The sequence below is a fragment of the Oscillospiraceae bacterium genome (genome assembly GCA_009780275.1).
Taxonomy (GTDB): Bacteria; Bacillota; Clostridia; order Oscillospirales; family UBA929; genus WRAI01.
The window spans coordinates 1-5907 of sequence record WRAI01000045.1 but is presented as its reverse complement, the minus strand read 5'-3'; the positions used below and the strand labels follow the sequence as shown (position 1 = coordinate 5907).

The window sequence follows — 5907 nt, the reverse complement described above, 5'->3', positions numbered from 1 at the left end:
CCCCCCCCCCCCCCATCGTTAGATACTGGGGGTAGACTTTATCCCGCCGTTGTGGTATGCTCATGGTGTGAGTAGTGGCATTCGCTACACCATGCCACCTCGCCCACGGCAAGGTCGGTAGTTTATATTAGTGAGTATGGAGATGAAAAGGGTTGTCGTTGTTCCGTATGACGAGAAGTGGAAAATTGAGTATGAAAAAATAAAAAGTGAATTGTATGCTGTTTTAGATGGCATTATTGTGGTGATTGAGCATATTGGAAGTACATCAGTTAAAGGATTGTCTGCTAAACCCATTATCGATATATCTATTGTTATCCAAGACTATAACTCTTTTGAGGTTGTAAAAAACAGATTGGAGCAAGTCGGATATACGCACGAGGGCGATTTAGGCGCAAAAGAGCGACACGCATTCAAGTACACAGATAAGCCACACTTAATGAAGCACCATTTATATGTGTGTCCCCAATACTCTGAGGCACTAAAAGTGCACATTGCGTTTAGAGATTACTTGCGCTCAGCTCCCAAAGACAGGGATTGGTATTCAGAGGTAAAAACACTCGCCGCAAAACACTATCCAGAAGATATGGACGGCTATATGAAAGCAAAGTCACCGTGCATTGCTGAAATAATGCAGAGGTGCAGAAAATAAGCATTTCCACCGCTAACGACTAACCGCCGACTTACGCCGTAAAAACTGATATTATGAACAACAAAACGCCGAGCAGGGATTGCCCTTGCGCGGCGTTTCTTATGTCTAAAATTCGCCGTGAAAGGAGTACGCCATGCCCTACAAAATCAGCCGACAACCACGCGCCCCACCCACTAAAAATGAAAAAATCTCAATTCACCCGTTGACAAAGCATAACAGATTTCGTGCGTTTTTGCTGATATTGTTCAAACGCAGTTTGGGTAAAAGCCTATGCCTCCATTGGAGTAGATGAGCGTGACTCATTTACTCCAATGGAGGCATAGGCTTGTGGCACAATGTTGAGGCACGCTTGGTCAATGAATACGACTAATTGTAATCGTTTCCATGTTTATTTTCCTCACTTTGTATGATGTTCGCCGATGAGCAAGGCATCGGTCGTAACGTTAAATAATCGACTCAACATGATGATGTTGACAATCTCGGGCAACGACTGCCCACGCTCCCACTTTGACACTGCTTGCCGCGTCACGCCGAGGATTTCGGCGAGAGCCTCTTGCGACAGATTGCTGCGCACACGGCAAATTCGGATACGATGTCCAATGTCTTGCATAGCTATACCTCACCAAAGACTAATTTCTATCAATATAAAAGCGGCAATTTGTCGACCATTGGTTGCGTCACGCCACTTCTTCAATTGGACTGTATCGTTCATTTTATACTTATTTTTCAGTATAGTGCAACTTCTTCCGATTGTCAAACAATAATACATCGTTAAAAGGCCTTGTTTTTTTTGTCGAAATAGTGTATACTGAATTATGCTGTGAGTAGAATCCGCGCTCTTTCTTCGAACAGCTCTTTTGTTGTTAATAATATGTGAGCGAGTTGTCGCGCGAAGGTAGGTATATCATGTTCCGTCGTATATCTTTTGTACTGATTTTGGCATTTGTATGGATCATCTTAGGCGAAGCACTCTCTTGGACTACTATTATTCCAGGCCTTATTTTTGGCGTTATCTGCATAATTATTTGTGAAAAGCTCTTGCCGTTTGAGCCTGTGCGCAACCTTTGCATTTGGCGACTTATTCTGTATCTTGTTTATTTGCTCGGGCAGGTATATATATCAGCGTTTCACGTGATGAAAATCATTTTTATCGGAGCAAAAGTCGATATTGTAACGGCTAAGACACAAGTACAAAGCGATTTTCTCAAAGTCGTCTTAGGCAACTCGGTTACCCTTACCCCGGGCTCAATTTTGTTAGACTTGCGAGACAATACTTTAACTGCGTTATTGCTTCATTCATGCCGAGATCATGCCGGCGCGATACAGTCTACCAATATTGTTCAACAATTGGAGCGCAAGCTCTTACGCGTTGAAAAGTGAGAGCATTATGGGGATTATAGGCATTGCTGTCTGGGTTATTATCGGCTTTTTGGGACTTTGCGGTGTCCTCGTTGTCCGCGGTCCGTCAAATTGGGATAGATTGCTTGGTTTAAGTCTGATCACAGCAAAAATCGTGTTGCTTATTGCGTTGTTTGCTTCTTTGCACAACATTGCCTATATGTTAGACATCGCACTTATGTATGCGCTGCTCGGCTTTATCGGCACGATGTTTATTGCACGTTTTTTCATGGCTAGGGCAAAGCGGGCTCCCAAAGAAGCCGACACGCTGTGCAACAGCGGCAATGGCGCCGACGGTGCGCCAATTGGAAAGAGGGGCAAAGAGTGAGTGTATTGACCATATTTAGTTATATTTTCATCATCGCTGGGCTTGTTTTTATGCTTTTTGGCATAGTTGGCATTTTTACCAATAGGGACTTTTACACGCGATTGCTTGTCAGTTCGAAAATTGATATTGTTGGCAGCCTTACACTGATTCTTGGTCTGGCCCTCCGGCATGGATTTAGCTTTTTTACCGGAAAGTTGGCTCTTTTATTTATTATCATCCTCATTTTGGCCCCATTAAATGCACATGTTTTGGGACGTTGCGCTTTTTTTAGTCAAGGTGCACCGCAAAAAACGTCGGACTCACCCTCAAAGGCATCCCCTTTTTCTCAAGAAATGTCTCCTTCTACCCAAAAAAATTCTGATGAAAAGGACACCGCATGATACAAGTATTGCTGCTATTTTTACTCATATGCGGTGTGTTCATTGTGTGCGAGAAATGTTTTTCGCGGATTGTGATTTGGCTCGGCGTGTTTTCGTTGATTGCAGCGGCGTGTTTTTTATTGCTCGGCTCGCCCGACATCGGCTTGGCCGAGGCAGCAATTACCTCATTCTCAACGATTTTTCTGCTTGTTTGCCTCGAAAAGCACTATGACTTTAATACTGACAACAAAATTATAAGGCCCAAAACAAATGGCAATGCCCTGCGAATTATGTTGACATATATCGTTCCGTTTGTCTTCGTGCTGGGGTTACTGGCTTTATTTATTGCCTTTTCCCCAACGGTTGGTGATAATCCTTATTTGCGCGACCGGTTTATGGATAGATTCCACACTGATGTCGGCGGCACGAATGCCGTCAGTGCCATTTACTTAGGCTATCGCGTATATGATACGTTGTTTGAAGCCCTGATTTTGGTCATTAGCGTTGTCGCAGTGCTGCATTTGTCGCATTACGACTCTACCTATGCACCAGGGGCGGAGCGTAGGTGTACGCGCATTGAGCGTTCGAATACGACGATTTTTACTTTGCGTATGATTTCACCCTTTGTTCTGCTATTTGGCATTTATCTGCTCATTTACGGCATTACGTCACCGGGCGGCGCGTTTCAGGGCGGCGTTGTGTTGGCGTCTTTTTTAATCTGCCGTTACCTTATCTATGATTTATACGATTTGCCGCTAAATAAGTTCTTGCGTTTAGAAGAGCTTATTTTTGCAGCCATCATCATTTTGGCCGCCTTTGTTGTTTTTCTTGGCATTACCGCCTTCTTTCCTGCGCTGGCGAACCCAACCTTCCAAAATATATATTTGACCGCTATGAACGTTTTGTTGGGGTTCAAGGTAACGTGCGGTTTCGGAATCTTGCTCTTCCGTTATGTTGCCGTTGAAAGGAGATAACTATGTCATTGTCTTTTAACACTTTTGTACGCTTTGCACCGATTCTGTTGTTCTTTATCGGGTTTTATGGCCTGCTTATCAGCAAGACGATCATTAAGTCGATCATTGCGTGCAGTTTGATGGAAACAGCTATCATCCTTTTCTTTTTGACTATCGGATATACTGATGGCGCAATGCCACCGATTTATCCGCTTGCCGAAACAGCTGCTGATCCGCTGCCGCAAGCCTTGATGATTACAGCAATTATCATTGGCATTTCGGTTACGGCTGTCAACTTGATTATTGCAATTGCGTTGTACCGAAAGTTTGGGACATCTGACTGGACGGCGTTGAAAGGGTTGGTAGACACAAGTGACAAATAGCACTTGGGGTCACTGTGCCCTACGGAAAAAGGCCGCAGTGTGCGGCAGAAAAGGGTATTGATATATGCTGACTATTTTCGTTACTGCTCCTATTTTGATTGCCGTGTTTTTGTTCGTGTTTTCGTCGCGGCGGGCGGCAAGGCTGGTCGCCATCGCAGCGCAGGCCGCGCTGACCGGTGTGGCCGTTTATTTGTTTATCGCATCACGTACTGAAACACTGGTAGCGAATATCGGGCACTATGAGAGCGTTTTAGGCATTACGTTACGAGCCGATGATATTTCGGCTATGTTTGTACTGTTGGCGACGTTGATCTTTCTTGCTGTGTCTGTGTATAGTTTGCATGAGCAGAACAGCCGGTTGTTTTGGTTTTTGCTGTTTATTTGGGAGAGCGCGTTAATCGGTTTATTCTTGACGCGAGATATTTTTAATCGCTTTGTCCTGATGGAAGTCGTTTCGATTATCATCACTGTGCTAATCTTATATAAACGTAAGAAACGCTCAATGTATGACGGTCTGATCTTTTTTATGCTCAACATCGTGGCCTCATTTTTCTTTTTGTTGGGCATCGGGTACTTCTATTCACTGACCGGCGTACTCGATATGGACGCGGCGACTGCGACACTGGCAACCTTGGACAATGCGCAGATGTTGCTGCCTTATGCGTTGATTATGACCTTTGTCCTTTTCAAGTGCGCCATTTTCCCACTATCGCGCTGGTTCTCTGCAGCTGTACCAACTGAGGGCGCGCCGTCGGACGTCTCGGGCATTTTGGCCGGTGTCAATATGATAAGCGGGCTGTATCTCTTTTTGCGCATACAGTCGGTGTTCGCGCTGGTGGCGATGAGAGAATTATTCCTTTTTTTAGGGGTTATTGCCGGAGTCGCCGGAGCGGCGCAGGCGTTGGCACATACAGATATTAAGCGCGTTCTGACACATTGCGGGTTGGCACAACTGGGGCTTATCATGGTTGTGTTGAACACCGACGGCGTTGATTATCTCTATCCGATTATTACGTACGCGTTGCTGCAAGCCGCTTTATTTCTCATTGTCGGTATGATTGTTTTTGCTTACGGCACACGTGATATGACGCAGATTCGTGGGGTGTTGCGGCGATGCCCGATACTCGGCGGGTTTATATTGTTGACTTTCTTGGGGCTGATTGCCACACAGTATGCCGTGCTGCTCCGCGCTGATACAGCGGCGCGGGCGGTGATACTGCTTATCTTTCTTGTGTTGAATGCTGCGTTTGTGCGATTCGGCAGCATTTTGTTCGGCAAATCGTGTCCTGACTGCACGCAATTTTATATCAGCAAACAGCTTGCCGTCTTTATTATTTGTGCTATTTATTTTATCAGCGCGGTGTTATTTCCGATGCAGGCGCGGGCGTTTGGTGCCGTTGACCATCTTGTCAATTTGGCTTTGCTCGCCGGGGCTTGGGGTGCGGCTTATTTACTGCAACGCTACGTGTCGGCCGAAACGTCTTTCTTACGGCATGCTGTGCGTGTTGAACTCAGCTTTAAGGGCACTTGCGCGGCCATGGGCGGCGTGTTTGCTTTGATTTTGGTAGCGGCGTATTTGATTGGATGATTAAAATTGGGACTTGACGATTGGTTTTTTGCATGTTATAATGGCCAAGTTATCGGGGTGTGGCGCAGTTTGGTAGCGCACTTGACTGGGGGTCAAGGGGCCGCAGGTTCAAGTCCTGTCACTCCGACCACAACGGGGAGAATTAAGGGATTTATGTCTTTTAATTCTCTTTTTTGTTTTCAATTAAACTTTATACTTTCCGAGCCACAACAACCAGCCTGTTATTCGGCCGCGAATACTCACAAGTGG

The 5907-nt window shown here is 45.5% G+C and carries 8 protein-coding genes and 1 tRNA gene; 8 read left to right on the top strand and 1 reads right to left on the bottom strand.

Translation table 11 applies throughout. The annotated features are described in order from the left end of the window. The first annotated feature begins 136 nt into the window (after window positions 1-136). Window positions 137-649, top strand: a complete 513-nt coding sequence (locus FWE06_10120) for a GrpB family protein (protein ID MCL2547515.1) — start codon at window positions 137-139, stop codon at window positions 647-649. 397 nt (window positions 650-1046) lie between these two features. On the opposite strand, the gene FWE06_10115 is transcribed toward FWE06_10120, so the two are convergent. Beyond that, window positions 1047-1259 carry a helix-turn-helix domain-containing protein gene (locus FWE06_10115; protein ID MCL2547514.1) on the bottom strand — a complete coding sequence of 71 codons (213 nt, stop codon included), beginning with the start codon at window positions 1257-1259 and terminating at the stop codon, window positions 1047-1049. 296 nt (window positions 1260-1555) lie between these two features. On the opposite strand from FWE06_10115, the gene FWE06_10110 reads away from it, so the two are divergent. The 7 genes from FWE06_10110 (at window position 1556) to FWE06_10080 (ending at window position 5788) form a co-directional block, all read left to right on the top strand. Beyond that, on the top strand, window positions 1556-2029 hold the full coding sequence (locus tag FWE06_10110; GenBank protein ID MCL2547513.1) for a Na+/H+ antiporter subunit E: 474 nt from the start codon (window positions 1556-1558) through the stop codon (window positions 2027-2029). Between the two features lie 7 nt (window positions 2030-2036). After that, window positions 2037-2375: a monovalent cation/H+ antiporter complex subunit F gene (locus FWE06_10105; GenBank protein ID MCL2547512.1), complete on the top strand. Its 339-nt coding sequence runs from the start codon at window positions 2037-2039 to the stop codon at window positions 2373-2375. Further along, complete coding sequence (locus FWE06_10100) at window positions 2372-2755, top strand: monovalent cation/H(+) antiporter subunit G (GenBank protein ID MCL2547511.1); 384 nt, start codon at window positions 2372-2374, stop codon at window positions 2753-2755. Before FWE06_10105 ends, FWE06_10100 begins: the two co-directional genes overlap by 4 nt. Next, on the top strand, window positions 2752-3708 hold the full coding sequence (locus FWE06_10095) for a DUF4040 domain-containing protein (GenBank protein MCL2547510.1): 957 nt from the start codon (window positions 2752-2754) through the stop codon (window positions 3706-3708). The genes FWE06_10100 and FWE06_10095 overlap by 4 nt, the downstream gene beginning before the upstream one ends. 2 nt (window positions 3709-3710) lie before the next feature. Then, a complete protein-coding gene (locus tag FWE06_10090; protein MCL2547509.1) occupies window positions 3711-4070 on the top strand; it encodes a cation:proton antiporter subunit C in 360 nt (119 codons plus the stop codon). A 64-nt stretch (window positions 4071-4134) separates the two neighbouring features. Next, window positions 4135-5658 (top strand): hypothetical protein, encoded by a 1524-nt coding sequence (locus tag FWE06_10085; protein ID MCL2547508.1) that lies wholly within the window; start codon window positions 4135-4137, stop codon window positions 5656-5658. 53 nt (window positions 5659-5711) lie between these two features. Next, window positions 5712-5788: transfer RNA gene (locus tag FWE06_10080), tRNA-Pro, on the top strand. Window positions 5789-5907 lie beyond the last annotated feature (119 nt).

Excerpts from the sequence above, each read along its gene's own strand:
- FWE06_10120 (MCL2547515.1), top strand. The coding sequence starts at position 137 with ATGGAGATGAAAAGGGTTGTCGTTGTTCCGTATGACGAGAAGTGGAAA.
- FWE06_10115 (MCL2547514.1), bottom strand. The coding sequence starts at position 1,259 with ATGCAAGACATTGGACATCGTATCCGAATTTGCCGTGTGCGCAGCAAT.
- FWE06_10110 (MCL2547513.1), top strand. The coding sequence starts at position 1,556 with ATGTTCCGTCGTATATCTTTTGTACTGATTTTGGCATTTGTATGGATC.
- FWE06_10105 (MCL2547512.1), top strand. The coding sequence starts at position 2,037 with ATGGGGATTATAGGCATTGCTGTCTGGGTTATTATCGGCTTTTTGGGA.
- FWE06_10095 (MCL2547510.1), top strand. The coding sequence starts at position 2,752 with ATGATACAAGTATTGCTGCTATTTTTACTCATATGCGGTGTGTTCATT.
- FWE06_10090 (MCL2547509.1), top strand. The coding sequence starts at position 3,711 with ATGTCATTGTCTTTTAACACTTTTGTACGCTTTGCACCGATTCTGTTG.
- FWE06_10085 (MCL2547508.1), top strand. The coding sequence starts at position 4,135 with ATGCTGACTATTTTCGTTACTGCTCCTATTTTGATTGCCGTGTTTTTG.